16 protein-coding genes, 1 pseudogene and 1 riboswitch are annotated in these 16,198 nt (G+C 70.8%); of the genes and pseudogenes, 9 read left to right on the top strand and 8 right to left on the bottom strand.

The genetic code is table 11. The features are described from left to right. Nucleotides 1–238: 238 nt before the first annotated feature. The gene (locus ABIA38_RS31910) at nucleotides 239–640 is read right to left on the bottom strand and encodes a MerR family transcriptional regulator (protein WP_424642365.1); all 402 of its coding nucleotides are present in this window, start codon (nucleotides 638–640) and stop codon (nucleotides 239–241) included. 144 nt (nucleotides 641–784) lie between these two features. On the opposite strand from ABIA38_RS31910, the gene ABIA38_RS31905 reads away from it, so the two are divergent. Together ABIA38_RS31905 and ABIA38_RS31900 are read left to right on the top strand one after the other, a co-directional pair. After that, the gene (locus ABIA38_RS31905; RefSeq protein ID WP_424642364.1) at nucleotides 785–943 is read left to right on the top strand and encodes a hypothetical protein; all 159 of its coding nucleotides are present in this window, start codon (nucleotides 785–787) and stop codon (nucleotides 941–943) included. Between the two features lie 29 nt (nucleotides 944–972). Beyond that, on the top strand, nucleotides 973–1,911 hold the full coding sequence (locus ABIA38_RS31900) for an alpha/beta hydrolase family protein (RefSeq protein WP_424642363.1): 939 nt from the start codon (nucleotides 973–975) through the stop codon (nucleotides 1,909–1,911). Between the two features lie 436 nt (nucleotides 1,912–2,347). On the opposite strand, the gene ABIA38_RS31895 is transcribed toward ABIA38_RS31900, so the two are convergent. Next, nucleotides 2,348–4,582, bottom strand: coding sequence for a WD40 repeat domain-containing protein (locus ABIA38_RS31895; RefSeq protein ID WP_424642362.1), 2,235 nt, complete (start codon nucleotides 4,580–4,582; stop codon nucleotides 2,348–2,350). A gap of 321 nt (nucleotides 4,583–4,903) precedes the next feature. Then, nucleotides 4,904–4,989: riboswitch (ZMP/ZTP riboswitch) on the top strand. Between the two features lie 22 nt (nucleotides 4,990–5,011). Here ABIA38_RS31895 and ABIA38_RS31890 point away from each other — a divergent pair. After that, nucleotides 5,012–5,878 (top strand): bifunctional 5,10-methylenetetrahydrofolate dehydrogenase/5,10-methenyltetrahydrofolate cyclohydrolase, encoded by an 867-nt coding sequence (locus ABIA38_RS31890; RefSeq protein WP_424642361.1) that lies wholly within the window; start codon nucleotides 5,012–5,014, stop codon nucleotides 5,876–5,878. On the opposite strand, the gene ABIA38_RS31885 is transcribed toward ABIA38_RS31890, so the two are convergent. Further along, nucleotides 5,778–6,674, bottom strand: a complete 897-nt coding sequence (locus tag ABIA38_RS31885) for an alpha/beta fold hydrolase (protein WP_424642360.1) — start codon at nucleotides 6,672–6,674, stop codon at nucleotides 5,778–5,780. The genes ABIA38_RS31890 and ABIA38_RS31885 overlap by 101 nt on opposite strands. A gap of 58 nt (nucleotides 6,675–6,732) precedes the next feature. Then, a pseudogene (locus ABIA38_RS31880) lies at nucleotides 6,733–6,955 on the bottom strand (hypothetical protein); the annotation flags it as partial. Nucleotides 6,956–7,078: 123 nt separating this feature from the next. Here ABIA38_RS31880 and ABIA38_RS31875 point away from each other — a divergent pair. After that, the gene (locus ABIA38_RS31875) at nucleotides 7,079–7,816 is read left to right on the top strand and encodes a phosphotransferase family protein (protein ID WP_424642359.1); all 738 of its coding nucleotides are present in this window, start codon (nucleotides 7,079–7,081) and stop codon (nucleotides 7,814–7,816) included. A 70-nt stretch (nucleotides 7,817–7,886) separates the two neighbouring features. Here the strand turns inward: ABIA38_RS31875 and ABIA38_RS31870 are convergent, their stop codons facing one another. Together ABIA38_RS31870 and ABIA38_RS31865 are read right to left on the bottom strand one after the other, a co-directional pair. Further along, entirely contained in the window at nucleotides 7,887–8,606 is a 720-nt protein-coding gene (locus tag ABIA38_RS31870; protein ID WP_424642358.1) for a response regulator, read from the bottom strand. Continuing rightward, nucleotides 8,603–9,778 carry a sensor histidine kinase gene (locus tag ABIA38_RS31865; protein ID WP_424642357.1) on the bottom strand — a complete coding sequence of 392 codons (1,176 nt, stop codon included), beginning with the start codon at nucleotides 9,776–9,778 and terminating at the stop codon, nucleotides 8,603–8,605. Before ABIA38_RS31865 ends, ABIA38_RS31870 begins: the two co-directional genes overlap by 4 nt. A 180-nt stretch (nucleotides 9,779–9,958) precedes the next feature. On the opposite strand from ABIA38_RS31865, the gene ABIA38_RS31860 reads away from it, so the two are divergent. From ABIA38_RS31860 to ABIA38_RS31845, 4 genes are all read left to right on the top strand, one after another. Next, nucleotides 9,959–10,915: an ATP-binding cassette domain-containing protein gene (locus ABIA38_RS31860; protein ID WP_424642356.1), complete on the top strand. Its 957-nt coding sequence runs from the start codon at nucleotides 9,959–9,961 to the stop codon at nucleotides 10,913–10,915. Beyond that, on the top strand, nucleotides 10,912–11,685 hold the full coding sequence (locus ABIA38_RS31855; RefSeq protein ID WP_424642355.1) for an ABC transporter permease subunit: 774 nt from the start codon (nucleotides 10,912–10,914) through the stop codon (nucleotides 11,683–11,685). Before ABIA38_RS31860 ends, ABIA38_RS31855 begins: the two co-directional genes overlap by 4 nt. A gap of 52 nt (nucleotides 11,686–11,737) precedes the next feature. Beyond that, nucleotides 11,738–12,316 carry a TetR/AcrR family transcriptional regulator gene (locus ABIA38_RS31850; RefSeq protein ID WP_424642354.1) on the top strand — a complete coding sequence of 193 codons (579 nt, stop codon included), beginning with the start codon at nucleotides 11,738–11,740 and terminating at the stop codon, nucleotides 12,314–12,316. Between the two features lie 73 nt (nucleotides 12,317–12,389). After that, the gene (locus ABIA38_RS31845) at nucleotides 12,390–13,271 is read left to right on the top strand and encodes an alpha/beta fold hydrolase (protein ID WP_424642353.1); all 882 of its coding nucleotides are present in this window, start codon (nucleotides 12,390–12,392) and stop codon (nucleotides 13,269–13,271) included. A gap of 21 nt (nucleotides 13,272–13,292) precedes the next feature. On the opposite strand, the gene ABIA38_RS31840 is transcribed toward ABIA38_RS31845, so the two are convergent. Next, complete coding sequence (locus ABIA38_RS31840; RefSeq protein WP_424642352.1) at nucleotides 13,293–14,177, bottom strand: aldo/keto reductase; 885 nt, start codon at nucleotides 14,175–14,177, stop codon at nucleotides 13,293–13,295. 107 nt (nucleotides 14,178–14,284) lie between these two features. Continuing rightward, entirely contained in the window at nucleotides 14,285–14,800 is a 516-nt protein-coding gene (locus tag ABIA38_RS31835; protein ID WP_424642351.1) for a hypothetical protein, read from the bottom strand. Nucleotides 14,801–15,328: 528 nt separating this feature from the next. Between ABIA38_RS31835 and ABIA38_RS31830 the strand changes: the two genes are divergently transcribed. Beyond that, on the top strand, nucleotides 15,329–16,069 hold the full coding sequence (locus tag ABIA38_RS31830) for an alpha/beta hydrolase (RefSeq protein WP_424642350.1): 741 nt from the start codon (nucleotides 15,329–15,331) through the stop codon (nucleotides 16,067–16,069). Nucleotides 16,070–16,198 lie beyond the last annotated feature (129 nt).

The raw sequence follows: 16,198 nt of genomic DNA, 5'->3' as shown, positions 1-16,198 counted from the left end.
CGCGAGAGCCGCGAGCCCGGCGAGGCTGCGGTCCTCGCACGGTGGGTCGCCGGCTGCCGGGAGGAGTTCGCGTACTGGGCGCAGCCGGAGACCGGCACGCCGTGACTGCTGGTCACGTCGGGCGGGGCGGGTCGGGGGTGAGCCGCACGGGCCCGGGTATTCGGTGCCGCACCTCGGGCAGTGCGCGACGTGGAGTGCGGAGGCCGGTCCCAGGGTCGCAGCGGTGCGGGCGCACCGGCTACAGGCGGTCCATGCCGGTCCGGGTGGTCGTATCCCGTCGGCAAGGGGCGCCGGTGTGCATGTTGGAAGAGGCACCGGCGATGACGGAGTCGAGCCGGTCCCGGGTGTGGGCGAGGTCCGCGATGTGCCGGTCGAGGTGGTCGCGCTCCACGGCCAGGCGCTGGAGCAGTTCGGGTGTGGCCTTGCCGTCGATGACGCAGGGCGTGAGCTCGGCGATGGCCTTGCTGGACAGGCCGGCGGCGTATAGCTGACGGATCACGCGGATCCGGTCGACGGCGGCTTCCGCGTAGTGGCGCTGGCCGCTGCTGCTGCGTTCGGAGGCGAGTAGGTTCTGCTCCTCGTAGTAGCGCAGGGCCCGGGTGGTGACGCCCGTGCGACGGGCGAGTTCCCCGATGCGCATGTTCGGCTCCCTTCTTGTGACCTGAGCCACAGGTTCTTGCCTTTGACGTCAACGTCAAGTTTTAGCGTAGGTGACGTGCTCGGTACCGGGTGATTCATCCAGTGAGGTCACGCATAGGCGTGAAGCGAACGAACGGACTGCTCCATGAGTGAGGACACCGCACCGGCCCGGCGGGTGATCGGCGTGGAGGAACACGGCTGGACACTCGACGCCGCCGAGGCCGCGGGCATCGGCCCCGCCCTCGGTCGTGGGGGCGCCGTAGGCCTCAACGCCGAGCGCATCCTCGACCTCAAGACCGCCTGAACCTCGCACCGCAGCTGAAAGGCACACGCATGATCACGTACCAGGCGACCGGTCTCACCGGTCCCGAGCCCACCCCGACCGTATCGGTCAAGCCTCTCGTGCTGCGCGAACCGCAGCGCGGTGCGGACCTGCAGGTACGCGTCTCCGCCCCGGCCACCGGCACCGGTCTGCCCCTCGTGCTGTTCGCCCACGGGTTCGGCTCGGACCTGGACGGCTACGCGCCGCTGGTCGACCACTGGGCTTCCCGCGGATTCGTGGTCGTCCAGGCCACCCACCTGGACTCCAAGCGGCTCGGCCTGGCCGCGGACGATCCCCGCAGGCCCCGGTTGTGGCGCCACCGGGTGCACGACATGCGGCGCATCCTGGACGAGCTCGGGACTCTGGAGGCGTCCGTGCCGGGCCTGGTCGGCCGGGTCGACCACAGCCGTGTCGTCGCGGCCGGCCACTCCTTCGGCGGCCAGACCGCGGGCATCCTGGTGGGCCTGCGCGTCAAGGACCCGCACACCGGCATCGCCGAGGACCTGTCGGACTCCCGGGTCATGGCCAGTATCCAGATGGCCACCGCCGGCAAGGGCGGCGACGAACTGACCCCCTTCGCCCACGAGAACCTTCCCTGGCTACGCGATCAGGACTTCTCCCACATCACCGCCCCCGGACTCGTCGTCGCCGGTGACAAGGACGACCTCCCGCTCTCCACCCGGGGACCGGCCTGGACGACCGACCCCTACACCCTCAGCCGCGGCAACAAGAGCCTTCTCACCGTCCACGGCGCCGAGCATTTCCTCGGCGGCATCTCCGGCTATCAGGCGGCGGAGACCACCGACGAAGATCCCGGCCGCGTCGCTCTCGTCCAGCAGGTCACCCTCGCCTACCTGCGCCACGTCACCGGGATCGACCACACCGACTGGGAGAAGGCCCAGAGGGTTCTCGCCGACGGCCACCCGCTGGGACGACTCGAATCCAAGTGACCCCTCGCTGCGCTTCGATCTGCGCGGGCACGGGGAAAGCGCCGGATGGCAGGAGGAACTCGACGGTGCCCAGCACGGGTTCGCCGTCCAGGACGACCCGCAGTACGCCGTCTCGCAGACCGAACGCCGGCAGGCTCAGGTGGTGCGGACGGCCTGGTCGGCCGGCTTCGGGCGCGAGCGGGCTGCTCTCCCGGAAGCGGGCGATCCATCCGGCGAGTTCGCCGCCGACCGATCGGGTGGTGGAGATCGCGTCGACCACGTCGACCACGTCGTCCAGGAGTCGGCGGGCGCGGGTCGGCAGTGCTTGGCCGGCCAGGGTGAGTTCGACGCGGTGCGGGGAGCGGCGCAACAGGTCGCGGCCGACCGACCGACCGTGCGGTCCAGCACCCGGACCTCGCGAGTGGCTCGTACCGCGCGACGTTCGTGCGGGGCCCGGTCAACGGTGGGCCAACACCGCGACCTCCCAGCCGAAGCCCACCACCAACCGGCCATCCGGCACCACGGCCACCGCGAAGACCCGCTGCGGGAACAGCAATTCCGGCCCGACCTGGTTGCCGGTGGTCAGGTCCCAGACCCGTACTGTGCAATCGTCGCCGCCGGTGATCGCCAGGGGGCGGCCGTCGACCACCGTCGTCGCCACCGTGTTCACCTCGTCGGCGTGGCCGGTGAGGGGTTGGCCGATCTGTTCGCGCGTGGTCAGGTCCCAGATCCGCACCGTGCCGTCGCTGCCGCCGGTGACCGCGACGGGGCGGCCCTCGACCGCCGCCGTCGCCACCGCCAACACCTGCTCGGTGTGGCCGGTGAGGGGTTGGCCGATCTGTTCGCGCGAGGTCAGGTCCCAGATCCGCACCGTGCCATCGTCGCCGCCGGTGACCGCGACGGCGCGGCCCTCGACCGCCGCCGTCGCCACGGCGTTTACCTCGCCGGTGTGGCCGGTCAGGGGCTCGCCGACCTGCCGACCCGCAGTCAGGTCCCAGATCCGTACGTCATCGAAGGCGCCGGTGATCGCCAAGGGGCGGCCGTCGACCACTGCCGTCGCCACCGCCAACACCCAGCCGTCGTGACCCGCAAGCGGCTCACCCACCGGGTCGCCCGTGGTCAGGTCCCACACCCGCACCATCCCGTCCCAGCAGCCGGCGATCACGTGGGGGCGGCCGTCGACCACCGCCGTCGCCACCGCCCACACCCCTTCGTCCTGGCCGGCGAGGTGCCGGCCGAGCTGCCGGCCGGTGGTCGGGTCCCACACCCGTACCGTGCCGTCGTTGCCGCCGGTGATCGCCAGGGGGCGGCCGTCGACCACCGTCGTCGCCACGGCGTTCACCTGGTCGGTGTGGCCGGTCCGGGGCTCGCCGACCTGCCGAACCGCAGGCAGGTCCCACACCCGCACGATCCCGTCCTGACTGCCGGCGATCACGTGGGGACGGCCGTCCAGCACCGCCGTTGCCACCGCCCGCACCTTGTCGCCATGGCCGATCACCGGCTCGCCGACCTGCTCGCCCGTGGCCAGATCCCACACCCGGAGCGTCCAGTCCTCGCCTGCGCTGACGATGCAGGGGCGGCCTTCGATCGTGGTCGTGACCACCGACAACACCCAGCCGTCGTGGCCGGTGAGTGGCTCGCCGATTTGCTCGCGCGTGGTCAGATCCCATACCCGCACGGTTGCGTCGTGGCCACCGGTGACCGCCACGAGGCGGCCATCGACCACCCCCGTCGCCACCGCTCGTACCCCCTCCTCGTCCGGCCACAGCGGTGCGCCGGAGTGGGCGACTGTGAGCGGCTCGCCGATCTCCTCGCGCGTAGTCAAGTCCCATACCCGCACGGTGTTGTCCTGGCTGCCGGTGACCGCGACGGGACGGCCGTCGAGTATCGCCGTCGCCACCGCGTACACAACAGAGGTGTGGCCGGTGAGCGGCTCGCCGATCCCCTCGCGCGTAGTCAAGTCCCACACGCGCACCCCGTCATCGCCGCTGCCGGTGACCGCGACGGGACGGCCGTCGAGTACCGCCGTCGCCACCGCCCCAACCGCAGCCGCGTGGCCGGTGAGCGGCTCGCCGATCTGCTCGCTCGTGGTCAGGTCCCACACCCGTACGGTCCGGTCGGAACCGCCGGTGACCGCCACGGGGCGGCCGTCGACCATCGCCGTCGCCACCGCGCCCACCTCGCCGGTGTGGCCGGTGAGGGGTCGGCCGAGCTGCCGGCCGGTGGTCAGGTCCCATACCCGCACGGTCCGGTCACAACTGCCGGTGACCGCCATGGGGCGGCCGTCGAGCACCGCCGTCGCCACCGCCAACAACACTTCGGTGTGGCCGGTCGGAATACGACGCAGGGACCGGTCGAGCTGGGAGCCGGTGGCCCACTCGACGCCCCACGGCGCGGCGGGTTCGTCCGGCACCGGTACCGCGGTGATCCGCGCCGACAGCTTCCGCTCCCCATGACGGGCCGCCTCCAGCGCCAGCAGCTGTCGGCGTACCCCCGCGGTGACGTCACGATCCAGGTCTGTCGAGGCCCGGTACACCGACGCGACCAATCGCGCCGCCGGACCCGACGCCGCCTCCAGCAACGCCGTCACCGATCCCGGGTCCTCGTTCACCAGGAACCCCGGATCGGCCAACCACCCAACGGCCACGGCAGATTCGGCACGCGGGCGGATGTCCCGCAGATCACCAGACATGACCGGCACAGTAGCCGTACCCGGCAACACGGCACCGCGGAAGGCACGACCGCCAGCTCCCCGCCTGTGAATGGGCAGGGCACCGCCAGGACGCGAGCGCAGGCGAAGGAGCTTCCGCCGGCACTCCCGCTCAGGTACCTCGGCGAGGCCCCGCCGCCGGAGCCCGACGCGACCGCGCGGGTGATCGTCCGGGTGACGCCGACCGAAGTGAAGAACAGCCTCGCGGTCGGAGAACTCCCGACCGGGGGACGGCGGTTCGTGTGTCGCTCCGGTCGAGGACGCCGATCGGGCCCGGTGCGGATGAGGCATCTACTACAGTTCGGTGTGGGCCGTGACTGGCGCTGAGGTGGAGCACCACCGGGGAGCGGCCTGACGGGAAGTCGATGCCGTGCGCCTGGGCGATTGGTCAACAACGCCTGGAGGGCAACGATGACTCCGACTCGGTCGGCTCAGCTCATGGACGGCACCAGCCTCGCCGGACGCATCGTCGAAGAGGCCACCGTCAAGGCGGCGGACATCGCACAGCGCACCGGAACCAGTCCCTGTCTGGCGACGGTCCTGGTGGGGGAGGACCCCGCTTCGGTCACGTATGTCCGCATGAAGCGGGCCCGTTGCGCCAAGGCGGGCATCCAGTCCCGACTCGTCGGTCTGCCGGCCGCCACCACCACCGCCGAACTGATCGACACGCTCACGGCCCTGTCGAATGATCCGGCAGTCCACGGCATCCTGCTCCAGCATCCCTGCGGCCCGCACGTCGACGAGCGAGCGGCGTTCGAGGCCATCGCCCCGGAGAAGGACGTCGACGGGGTCACGATGCATTCCTTCGCCGCAATGAGCTTCGCACTGCCGGGCTTCGTGTCCTGCACACCAGGCGGGATCATGCGGTTGCTGGAGGCGTACGACGTCGAACTCGCCGGCAAGCACGCTGTCGTGGTCGGACGCAGCGCGATCCTCGGGAAACCGGTCGGGATGCTGCTTCTCGCGAAGGACGCGACAGTGACGTACTGCCACTCGCGAACGGCGGACCTGTCGGCGCTCGTTCGGGAAGCAGACGTCGTGGTGGCGGCCGTGGGACGGCCCCGGCTGATCCGGGGCGAGGACATCAAGCCCGGCGCGGTGGTGATCGACGCGGGGTACAACCCGGGCAACGTCGGCGACGTGGAGTTCGACAGCGCCCGCACCCGAGCCGGTCTGATCACGCCGGTACCCGGTGGCGTGGGCCCGATGACCATCGCCGTCCTGCTCGCGCAGACCGTGGCGGCGGCCGCGAGGCAACTCGAAGTCCAGGAGTCCTGAAGGGGATCGCGGTGGCGGCTTCGTCGAGGACGAGCAGCCGTGCCCCGGGGATCTCGCGCGCGATCGCCTCGCCGTTGCCGACGGGGAAGAACCGGTCGCGGCGGCCGTGCACGACGAGCGTGGGGACCTCGATCTCGGGCAGGCGCTCGCGCCGGCGGGGTTGGCAGTCGAGCCTGGAGAACACCATGCGCATCTGGTTGGCCATCTGGACGGGGGGTGTGGTGCCGGGCGTGCGGTCCCAGATGCGCGCGGCGATCGTGCGCGCGGCGGCGGGGTCGTCGCCGAGAATCTCCGCGCCGCCGGCGGCGAACTCCGCAACCGCCTCGCGGTCGGTCCAATCGGGCATCGGACGTGCGAACAACCGACCCATCGTCGCCTGGTCATGGTCGGGGAGGTCGTCGTCGGGTGGGCCGGGGGCGACCGCGCGGGTGCCGACCAGGGTGAGTGCCGAGAACGCGCCCGGATGGTCGAGCACGGCCACCTGGGCGACCATCCCGCCGACGCCGATCCCCGCGAGGTGCGCGGGTCCCCCGCCGAGCGCGTCGGCAAGGGCCGCCGTGTCGGCGGCGAGGTCGCGCAGGGTGTAGGCGGGCGCCTGCGGATCCGTCGTCGTCGCTTCCCCGCTGTCGCGCAGGTCGTAGCGCACCACCCGGCGCCCGCCGGCGGCGAGGCGCTCGCACAGCGCGTCGGGCCAGGAGAGCATCGTCGTCCCGCCCGCGAGCAGGACCAGTGGCGCGTCGTCGGCACCGAACGACTCGATGCCCAAGGCGATTTCATTGGCATTGACAGTGGTCATCGGATCACCGGCAGACGTCGTAGGTGAACGGTGTTGTCCTGGCGGACAGTGTTGTCCCGGCGCCCGAGCGGGCGGTCCGCTCGCGCAGGACCCGGCGGTCGTCGGGGGCCCTCGGAGAACGCCCACGTGTGCGGGGCCTTGCGGCCGGTGCCCGGACCGTCGTCCCGACCCCGGCCCGGATCGTTGTCCGGGCCGGGGTCGGGACGACGGTCCGGGCCGGGGTCGGGCCCGGTGACGCAGCCGGTGGGAGAGACCGAGATGTCGGCGATGATTCGAGTCATGCCAGGGCAGACCCGATCCGCCGGCCAAACTCATCGCTCACGCATGGCCGGGTCCGGTCGGTCGGGTGCTCGCCCGCGATAAACCCCGGCGACATCGGCGGTCGTGCCGCGATAATCGTCGACGTGGATGATGTCGAGGTCGTTGTCGCCCATAACGAGCGCGCGACCCTGCGCGTCGGTGACGTGTTCCTGAAGATCGACGCCGATCGGAGGCGCACCGACGTCGAGGTCGAGGCGATGGCCATGGCGCCGATCCCGACTCCGGAAGTCCTGTGGCGGAAGCCGCCCGTGCTCGCGCTCGCCGCCCTCCCGGGCACGGCGCTCGGCCGCCTCGGCGAGCCGTCGACCGCGTCGCCGGCGGCGTGGGCCGCGGCGGGTGCCGCCGTACGGAAGCTGCACGACGCGCCACTGCCGCCATGGCCCGGTCGCGGCGTCGCCGAACTCGCATCCGCCCTCGACGTGGAATGCGCCCGCCTCGTTACGAACGGCTTCCTGCCCACCGACCTGGTCACGCGCAACCGCCGCGTCGCCGAGGATGCGTTGCGGCCGTGGACACCGGTGTTCACGCACGGGGACCTGCAAGTCGCCCACGTGTTCGTCGACGGTGACGAGGTCACCGGCGTGGTCGACTGGTCCGAGGCGAGTCGGGGCGATGCCCTGTACGACCTCGCCGTCCTGACGCTCGGGTACGAGGAGCACCTCGGCGACGTCGTCGCCGGCTACGGCACCGACGTCGACCTCGACGTGATCCGCGCGTGGTGGTCGCTGCGCAGCCTGATGGCGGTCCGCTGGCTGGTCGAGCACGGCTTCGACCCGTCCGCACCGGGCTGCGAGGTCGACGTGCTGAGATCCCGGATGTGAGGCTGCACGAACGAGTCCGAGGGCCACGAGTGGTCCCGAGGACTCCACTCCCGACGCTGGACGGCGCGTCTCAGCTGCCGCTCGGTGGTGTTGCCACCGTGACCACGCCGCTTTCGTACGCGACGATCACCAATTGGGCGCGGTCACGGGCGTCGAGCTTGCCGAGCAGGTGGCCGATGTGGGTCTTGACGGTGGCGACGCCCAGAAAGAGGCGTTCGGCGATCTCGGTGTTGGAAAGGCCGCGGGCGACCAGGGTGAGGACCTCGTGTTCGCGCCGGGTGATGCCGTCCAGGCTGTGACGTGGTGGGTGTACGGATTCGGGGCGATGGACGAACTCCGCGATCAGGCGCCGGGTTACCGCCGGTGCCAACAACGCGTCCCCGGCGGCGAGGACCCGAACCGCCGCCAGCAGTTCGCGGGGTGGGGTGTCCTTGAGCAGGAACCCACTGGCGCCCGCGCGCAGGGCGGCGTAGACGTACTCGTCCAGATCGAACATGGTCAGGATGAGCACCTTGACGTTCGTGTTCTCGGGGGAACCGCAGATCTGCCGGGTCGCCTCGATGCCGTCCATGTCGGGCATCCGAACGTCCATCAGAATCACGTCCGGTCGATCCCGCCGGGCCAGCCGTACCGCCTCGGTGCCGGTTGCCGCCTCCGAGGTGGTGATCAGGCCGGGCTCGGTGTCGACGAGCACCCGGAGGCTGCCGCGCAACAGCGCCTGGTCGTCGGCGATCAGGACGCGGATCGGGTCGCCGGGACGATCGTCGGGATGGTCGTCGGGCTCGGTCACGCGTCCTCCTTGTAGTCGTAGTCGTAGTCGAAGTTGTACTCGTACGGCAGGAACGCGTGTATCGTGAAGCCGCCTTCGGGGCGCGGTCCGGCGGTGAGGGTACCGCCGTGGAGGGCGACACGTTCGCGCATGCCCACGATGTCGAGCCGGACCTCGTGGCCGTTCGCATCGACCACCACCTGACAGCGAGTTGCCGGGCCGGCGTGTTTGGCGACGTTGGTGAGTGCCTCCTGCACGATCCGGTAGACGGTCAGCGCGACGGCGTCGGGAACACCCTCCACACCGCGCGTGGTCAACTGCGCGTCGGCCTGCCGCACGAGTTCGCGGAGAGCGGCGGTGCCCGGCGCCGGGCCGAGGTCCGCCGCCTGCCGCGCGTCCTCGGGTGTACGCAGTACGCCGAGCATCCGGCGCATGTCGTTCAGCGCGGTGCGGCTGGTGTGTTCGATGACGCGCAGCGCGTCGTGCGCCTCCTGCGGTCTGACGTGCAGGACATGGTTGGCGACGCCGGCCTTGACCGCGATCAGGCCCATGCTGTGTGTGACGACGTCATGCAACTCGCGGGCGATCCGCAGGCGTTCCTCGGTGACGGCGCGTTGCGCGAGCTGCTCGGCCGCCCGGGCGGCGAACGCTCGCCGCATTCTCGCGGCGCGCCCCAATTGCCAGGCGCCGAGCAGCGCGACGAAGCCGAGCAACAGCAGGCCCGGCCCGTTGCGCCAGTGGTCGCCTCCGCCGGTACGGATCGCCGCGACCACGCCGGCGGCCGTCAATACGGCGATGGCCAGGCCGGGCAACCAGCGCTGCCACCAACGGTTCAACGGCACGGTGACGGCGACCGTATAGAGGGCGCATGCCGCCGGCAGGAACGGATCCCACGCCTCGTCCCGCATGACGGCCACCGCGGTGGCCGCAAGCACGACCACGAACACGGGCAACGGTTTGATCCGCCGTGCGGCAACCGGCGCCGCGGTCGCGGCGATCAGCACGAGCCGCTCCCACGGGGCCGGGTCCGAGGACGGCGGTGCGGAGGAGGACACGCCGGTCGGCCCGGCCACCAGCAGGGTGGCCGCGTAGACGAGCACGAGCACGCCGTCCAGGAGTATTCGCCGGCGCCGGCTCAGCCGCCGGGCCAGGATCGGAGGGTTGTCGAAGTCCGCGGCCGTACCTGCTTGCACCGCTCGACCCTATCGAGGGCGTACACCGCACCACCTCCGCTCACCGGTTGGGGCGACTGCTCCCCCCACGGTCGGATGTCCACCGCCGGCGACGCGCGGTATCCCACCCCGGGGCGGAGAAAGTACGGTCCATCCCGAGCCGGACGCGAGCGCCGCGCCGGGTCGCCGACCATGTCCCGCATGATCGAAGTCACCGACCTGACCAAACGTCAGGGACGAACCACCGTGGTAGGCGGGCTGACCTTTCGGGTACGGCCCGGCCGGGTGACCGGCTTCCTCGGCCCCAACGGAGCCGGGAAGTCCACCACGATGCGCATGATGCTGGGCCTGGACCACCCCACGACGGGCGAGGTACACATCTGCGGCGCGCACTACCGGCAACTTCACGACCCGTTGCGCACGGTGGGCGCACTCCTCGACGCCAAGGCGGTGCACCCCGGACGCACCGCGCTCGACCACCTGCGCTGCCTGGCGCGCAGCAACCGGATCCCGGCACGTCGGGTGGGCGAGGTGATCGAACTGACCGGCTTGGAACATGCCGCACGCCGGCGGGCGGGGGAATTCTCGCTGGGCATGAGTCAGCGGTTGGGGATCGCCGCGGCACTGCTCGGTGATCCGGCCGTGCTGATCCTCGACGAGCCGATCAACGGACTCGACCCGGAAGGCATCCTGTGGATCCGCCGGCTGCTGCGCGACCTGGCGCAACAGGGGCGAACCGTCTTCGTGTCCAGTCACCTGATGAGCGAGGCGGCGCTCACGGTCGACCACCTTGTCATCATCGGCCGCGGTCGGCTCCTCGCGGACACCGACATGAACACGTTCATCGACAGACACTCCGACGCCGGATTGCGGGTGCGCACGCCGGAGCCGCAGCGGTTGCGCGACGTGCTGGCCGGTGCCGGGATCACGGTCGCCGAGCCCGCGGACGGCAGCCTCGAAGTGGCGGCCACCGCAGAGCGGTTCGGCGAACTCGCCGCACGGCACGCGGTGGCGGTGCACGAGGTGGCCCGGAAGAGCGTGTCCCTGGAGGAGGCGTATCTACTGCTGACGGCCGACGCGGTCGAACACCGGGCGGGGTCGCGCGGGGGAGCGCACTCGAGCGAGGGAGCGCACCCGAGCGGGGGAGCGCACCAATGAGCGGAAGCCGGTCCGGGGCGTTGCTCGCCGCCGAGTGGATCAAGATGTGGACCGTGCGCTCGACCCGTCTCGCACTGTTGTCGACCCTCCCGCTCAGCGCCGGGGTCAGTGCCCTCGTCGCGTACCAGTGGCGCGGCGACATCGAACACGTCGTCAACTTCAGCCCGTTGATGGCTGGCCTGTACGGCGTGACCCTCGGGCAGTTGGCCCTCGTCGTGTTCGGCGTGCTGCTCGTCGGCTCCGAGTACTCGTCCGGGTCGATTCGCGGGTCGTTGACCGCGGTGCCTCGGCGGGGGATGTTCTACGGCGCCAAGCTGCTCGCCGGCACGCTGGTTGCCCTCGCCGGCTCGATCGCCACCGTCCTCGCCACCTTCGCCGGAGCACAGGTACTCCTCGGTCCACACGGCACCACCCTCACCGCGGACGGGATTCCGTCGGCGCTCGCCGGAGCGGTCGCGTACCTGACCTCGATCTGCGCCATGTCCATGGGAATCGCGACCATCGTGCGCAGCTCGGCCGCCGCCCTCGGCCTGCTGCTGCCGCTGCTGTTCCTCGGCTCCCAAGGACTGGGCAACGTCCCCGTGCTCAAACCGGTTCTCCAGTATCTGCCCGACCAGGCCGGCCTGGAACTGATGCACATCGCCGGCGCGCCCGGGGACGACCGTTTCGGCCCCGACTACGGCCCCGGGACCGCCCTCGCCATCCTGTTGGCCTGGACCACCGCTGCTTTGATCGGCGGCTATGTGGTCCTGCGACGGCGTGACGCCTGATGGCCGCGACCGCTTTCTTGAGCGATCGATCCAGATAGGTTACGGTGGAGTCATGGCGAGGACCCGGGAGTTCGACACAGAGGCGGCGGTGAGCCGCGCGATGGAGCTGTTCTGGACGCGTGGCTACGAGGCGACTTCGGTGCGCGACCTGACCCGGCACCTGGGGATCGGGCAGGGGTCCCTGTATGCCGCGTTCGGCGACAAGGACGGCCTGTACCGGGCGGCGCTGGAGCACTACCGCACCACCCTCGCGGCGGAGGCCCTGCGCAGCCTGGAGGAGGGGGCGGACGCCCGGTCGGCGATCCGGACGATGCTGGTCGAGCGGATCCGGATCGCCGTGGCAGACGGCGGTCGGGGGTGTCTGGTGGTCAATGCCGCCTGCGAGCGCCTGCCGGCGGATGCGGCGATCCGGCGCATCGTGCGGGACACGCAGGACGCCAGTCGGGATGCGCTCGCCGAGGTGTTGCGGGTCGCGGCGGAACGGGGCGAGATCGCGGCGCGGCACGACCCGCACACGCTGGCCGCCTTCCTGGTCACCTTCCTCAACGGACTGCTCGTCTCCGCGAAGACCACCCCGGATGTGCACGCCCTCGAACCCCTCGTGGAGGTTGCCCTGGCCGCCCTCGGCTGATTTTCCCTGCCCAAAAACTGTATCGAGCGATCCAGAAACCAGAACCAGAACCAGAAACCAGAAATGGGAAGACATGATGATCGACCACGACGGAACGCCCGTCCACACCGGCCGAGTTGCCGTCAACGGAACGAGTCTGCACTACCGCACCGCCGGGTCCGGACCCGCGCTCGTGCTCCTGCACGGTGTGCCCAAGACCGGTTACCACTGGCGCCACCTCGTGCCGAAGCTGACCCCGCACTACACCGTCGTCGTGCCCGACCTGCGTGGTCTCGGCGACTCCGCCCGCCCGGCGGACGGCTACGACTCCGCGACGATGAGCGACGACATCGCCGAACTGATGGCCCGCCTCGGACACGAGACATACGCGGTGGCGGGCGAGGACTGGGGAGCGGTGATCGGCTACCAGCTCGCCGCGCGCCACCGCGACCACGTCACGGCCCTCGTGTTCGCCGAGGCGCTGTTCCCCGGATTCGGCTTCGAGGACCATACGGCCCTCACCCCCGAGAACGTCTCCGGCGGCATGCACCTGTGGCATCTGGGCTTCTACTTCCAGCCGGACGTACCCGAGATGCTGATCGCCGGACACGAGCGCGAACTGATCACCTACATGATCAAGTTCGAGCGCAGCCGGCCCGACAGCGCCACCCCCGACACGATCGACGAATACGTGCGCTGTTACTCGATGCCCGGCGGCATCCGCGCGATGCTCTCGATCTACCGGGCGATGCTCGTCGACGCCGAACAGAACCGGCAGGCCGCGCGGCAGAAACTGGACATCCCGGTCCTGGCGCTCGGTGGATCCGCGTTCATCGGCGACCGCAACGAGTCCCAGATGCGGCTGATGGCCCACGACGTCACCGGACACGTATTCGACGCCGGCCACGACCTGGCGGAGGAAGTGCCCGACGAGATGGCCGACATCGTCCTCCCGTTCCTGGCCGCGCACCGGTAACCGCACCACCCGCCCACCACCTCAGCTCGGCAGGGCATCCTCGAGTCGCGTCAGTTCCTCCGGGCTCAGGGTGAGCTCCGCGGCCTTGGCCGAATCGGTGATGGAGGCCGGGCGGCCGGCGCCCGGTACCGGGATCACCGCCGGCGAGCGGGCGAGCAGCCAGGCCAGGGCGATCTGCTGCGGGCTGACGCCGCGTTCGTGCGCGATGCGGTGGAAGGCGGTACCGGTGGAGGTGGGCCCGGAGGCGCCGTCGAGGGAGCTGCGCCGGATGCCGCCCAGCGGGCTCCAGGGCAGGAAGGCCAGGCCCAGTTCGGTGCTCAGGCGCAGTTCGGGCTCGCTGTCGCGGACGGCGGGGGAGTACTGGTTCTGTACGGAGACGAGTGCGTCGCCGAGGATCGTGTGCGCCTCGCGGATCTGGGCGGTGGTGACGTTGGAGATGCCGGCGGCGCGGATCGTGCCGGCGTCGAGCAACTCGCGCAGCGCGCCCACGGATTCCGCCCAGGGCACGGCCGGGTCCGGCTTGTGCAGTTGGTACAGGCCGATCGTGTCCACGCCCAGGCGCTCGGCGGAGGCCTCGGCGGCGCGCTTGAGATGTTTCGGGGTGGCGGTGACGGTCCAGCTCCCGTCGCCGGGCCGGCCGCGACCGCCCTTCGTGGCCACCAGGACATCGGAGGTGTCGCCGCCGTAGTCGGCCAGAGCGCGGGCGATCAGCAGTTCGTTGTGGCCGATCTCGTCGCCGTGCCAGTGGTAGCTGTCGGCGGTGTCGATGAGCGTGACGCCGGCGTCGAGGGCGGCATGGATGGTGGCGATGGCCTGCGTCCGGTCCGGGCGGTGCTCGATGGACAGCGGCATGGCGCCCAGGCCGATGGCGCTGACGGTGGTGTCGGCGATGGTGCGGTACTGCATGGTGGTCGGCTCCTCAGGTGGTGGGTGGACGGCTCGGCGGCGAGGGCTTCGGCGACGGCGCCGGGCCGTCCCGGGGCAAGGGCGTGAGCGGTCCACACGTTGAACGCTCAGACCTGACGGGCCGCGGCCAGCACCCTGCGTATCTCACGTGGCCGCCGGCGACGCCGCGTAGCCAGCACTCCGACCGCCCGGCTCAGCCACTCCGGGTCGCCCAACCGGCTTCCCTCGCCCGCCTCCATGGTCTCGGACACCAGCATGCACGCCAGGTCGACTTCGACGAGCCTGTACCAGCTCGGGTGGCGCTCGAAGCGTGCCGGGTAGGGTCCGTACGGGTTTCGGAGGGTCAGATCCAGACGCCCTCCGCCATGCCCTCTCCATGGGCCGGGCAGCCCGCAGAGCAGCCCCGTCGGCGTCACTCGGGCCCTGGAAAGAGAGCCGCCGATCTTGATGTTGGCCCCCATGATCCTGGGCCAGGGGATCAACTGTCCCTCCCAGCCTCGCACGTGCTGGTACAGCCCGTCCGTGCGGAACTCCAACCAGGCATCGCCGGTCTGCGTGTCACCCATCACCCAGCGTCCGTCGACCTGCTCCAACGGCCCGTACCTCATGCCGCGCTCGCTCATCCGCTCATCCGATCACGCGTGCCCTGACCTGCGGTCACATGCTCCGACTGATGGAGGGCTCGACCGCATGGTCGTTGCCAGGCGGCCGGCTCCCTCGGTGCCGGCAGGCGCATCCTCACACGGTCGCATTCGTACGTGCACTGCCTGTTCCCGGCAGTTCCGAAGGGACCATCCCTGCTCGGAACCCGAACTCCGGACCGAGGACGAAGACGAGGACGAAGACGAAGACGAAGACGAAGACGCTCCGGGAGTACGTGTCATGGACACCTGACGTCAAGGTGTGCGCACGATCGCCGTCGCCTCGCCGGGAAGGAGGGGAACACGCACCGCCTTCCCGGCGCGGCGGAAGTCCGCAAAACCCGCTGGCGGACCACGGCGGCCACTGCTACCTTTCCGGAGGCCGTGCGAGAGAACGAGGAGGTGGTACCCGTGAACGCAGTATCGACATGGGTGCTCTCCTCCGGGGTCACGGTCGGGCGATAGGTCGTCCGGGAGCGCCGTTCAAGCGCACTCCCGAAAGGCACGACCATGCAATTCACTTCGGAACAACGCCTCGACGACGGCGTCCTCGAGCGCGAATTCACCCTCGGCGAGATCCCCGGCATCCTGTGGACGCCCGCATCGGCATCCGCATCCGCACCGGCGCCGCTGATCCTGCTCGGCCACCCCTCGCTCGGGCTGCGCAAGATGTACCCCCGACTGGTGGCGCGGGCCCGGCACGCCGCGGCGGATGGCTTCGCCGCGGCCACCATCGAACTCCCCGGGAGCGGTGACCGGCCCCGTTGGGCCGCCGCCGAGCAGGCCCGCGCCGACCTGCGCCGGGTTATGGAAGCCGGCGAGCCGGTCAGTGACGAGATCATCGACGCCCTGATCCTCCCGCTCGTCGACAAGGCGGTCCCGGAATGGCAGGCCGCCCTTGACGCCCTCCTGTCGCTGCCCGAAATCGGCGGCCCGGTCGGGTATTCGGGGGGAGTGATCTCCATCGGCGTTCGCCTTGCCGTGGTCGAGCCGCGCATCGTGGCCGCCGGCCTCTTCGCCGGGAGTCTCGTGCCTCGCGCCATGTTCGAGGAGGCCCGCCGGGTCACCATTCCGCTGCACGTCCTGTTGCAGTGGGACGACGAAGGGAACGACCGGCAGGCGGCCCTGGACCTGTTCGACGCCTTCGGCTCCGAGGAGAAGACGCTGGAGGCCAACATGGGCGGGCATACCGGCGTCCCGCAGTTCGCCGGGGACGCCGCGGCCCGGTTCTTCAGCCGGCATCTGCGCTAGCCCCGACTGCTCATCGAGGAGGACAGGGCCCGGCCCTCCTCGATGGCGGTAGCCGGCACATGTACAACCGCCTCGATCGCGCCGGTATCGCCGTTGGCGGTACCGGCCGGTCGGGGCGGCGCGAGGGCG

It is taken from the genome of Embleya sp. AB8 (assembly GCF_049739465.1).
Lineage (GTDB): Bacteria > Actinomycetota > Actinomycetes > Streptomycetales > Streptomycetaceae > Embleya.
This window is presented reverse-complemented; position numbering and strand designations above follow the sequence as displayed.

Bases quoted from the DNA above. Each gene is read 5' to 3' on its own strand.
- ABIA38_RS31845 (WP_424642353.1), top strand. From the start codon at position 12,390: ATGATGATCGACCACGACGGAACGCCCGTCCACACCGGCCGAGTTGCC.
- ABIA38_RS31840 (WP_424642352.1), bottom strand. From the start codon at position 14,177: ATGCAGTACCGCACCATCGCCGACACCACCGTCAGCGCCATCGGCCTG.
- ABIA38_RS31830 (WP_424642350.1), top strand. From the start codon at position 15,329: ATGCAATTCACTTCGGAACAACGCCTCGACGACGGCGTCCTCGAGCGC.
- ABIA38_RS31855 (WP_424642355.1), top strand. From the start codon at position 10,912: ATGAGCGGAAGCCGGTCCGGGGCGTTGCTCGCCGCCGAGTGGATCAAG.
- ABIA38_RS31850 (WP_424642354.1), top strand. From the start codon at position 11,738: ATGGCGAGGACCCGGGAGTTCGACACAGAGGCGGCGGTGAGCCGCGCG.
- ABIA38_RS31885 (WP_424642360.1), bottom strand. From the start codon at position 6,674: ATGACCACTGTCAATGCCAATGAAATCGCCTTGGGCATCGAGTCGTTC.
- ABIA38_RS31890 (WP_424642361.1), top strand. From the start codon at position 5,012: ATGACTCCGACTCGGTCGGCTCAGCTCATGGACGGCACCAGCCTCGCC.
- ABIA38_RS31900 (WP_424642363.1), top strand. From the start codon at position 973: ATGATCACGTACCAGGCGACCGGTCTCACCGGTCCCGAGCCCACCCCG.
- ABIA38_RS31835 (WP_424642351.1), bottom strand. From the start codon at position 14,800: ATGAGCGAGCGCGGCATGAGGTACGGGCCGTTGGAGCAGGTCGACGGA.
- ABIA38_RS31860 (WP_424642356.1), top strand. From the start codon at position 9,959: ATGATCGAAGTCACCGACCTGACCAAACGTCAGGGACGAACCACCGTG.
- ABIA38_RS31905 (WP_424642364.1), top strand. From the start codon at position 785: ATGAGTGAGGACACCGCACCGGCCCGGCGGGTGATCGGCGTGGAGGAA.
- ABIA38_RS31910 (WP_424642365.1), bottom strand. From the start codon at position 640: ATGCGCATCGGGGAACTCGCCCGTCGCACGGGCGTCACCACCCGGGCC.
- ABIA38_RS31895 (WP_424642362.1), bottom strand. From the start codon at position 4,582: ATGTCTGGTGATCTGCGGGACATCCGCCCGCGTGCCGAATCTGCCGTG.